Origin of the sequence: Kluyvera georgiana ATCC 51603, from assembly GCF_001654985.1 — a bacterium.
In the GTDB taxonomy this organism is placed as follows: Bacteria; Pseudomonadota; Gammaproteobacteria; order Enterobacterales; family Enterobacteriaceae; genus Kluyvera; species Kluyvera georgiana.
The window spans coordinates 1-817 of the sequence record NZ_LXEU01000130.1 but is presented as its reverse complement, the minus strand read 5'-3'; the positions used below and the strand labels follow the sequence as shown (position 1 = coordinate 817).

At 53.4% G+C, this 817-nt stretch carries 1 protein-coding gene; it reads right to left on the bottom strand.

From position 1 onward, the window contains the following. Positions 1–145: 145 nt before the first annotated feature. Positions 146–817 (bottom strand): IS5-like element ISKpn26 family transposase (locus M989_RS23975; protein WP_064549256.1); only part of this gene is annotated, 672 nt, incomplete at its 5' end.

Sequence of the window (817 nt, the reverse complement as noted above, 5' to 3'; positions counted from 1 at the left end):
AAGGTGCGAATAAGCAGGTCATTTCTTCCCAAGCTGACTCGCTGATTAAAATTTCGCGGATCTGGGCCGATTTTTTTCCCGCAAACACATCGAATCAGCCTATTTAGGCTATTTTTTCCACCATTTCTGGCGTTATTTCCGGTTTTTACTGAGATCTCTCCCACTGACGTATCATTTGGTCCACCCGAAACAGGTTGGCCAGGGTGAATAACATCGCCAGTTGGTTATCGTTTTTCAGCAGCCCCTTGTATCTGGCTTTCACGAAGCCGAACTGCCGCTTGATGATGCGAAACGGGTGCTCCACCCTGGCACGGATGCTGGCTTTCATGTATTCGATGTTGATGGCCGTTTTGTTCTTGCGCGGATGCTGCTTCAAGGTTTTTACCCTGCCGGGACGCTCGGCGATCAGCCAGTCCACATCCACCTCGGCCAGCTCCTCGCGCTGTGGCGCTCCTTGGTAGCCGGCATCGGCTGAGACAAATTGCTCCTCTCCATGAAGCAGATTACCCAGCTGATTGAGGTCATGCTCGTTGGCCGCGGTGGTGACCAGGCTGTGGGTCAGGCCACTCTTGGCATCGACACCAATGTGGGCCTTCATGCCAAAGTGCCACTGATTGCCTTTCTTGGTCTGATGCATCTCCGGATCGCGTTGCTGCTCTTTGTTCTTGGTCGAGCTGGGTGCCTCAATGATGGTGGCATCCACCAAAGTGCCTTGGGTCATCATGACGCCTGCTTCGGCCAGCCAGCGATTGATGGTCTTGAACAATTGACGGGCCAGTTGATGCTGCTCGAGCAGGTGGCGGAAATTCATGATGGT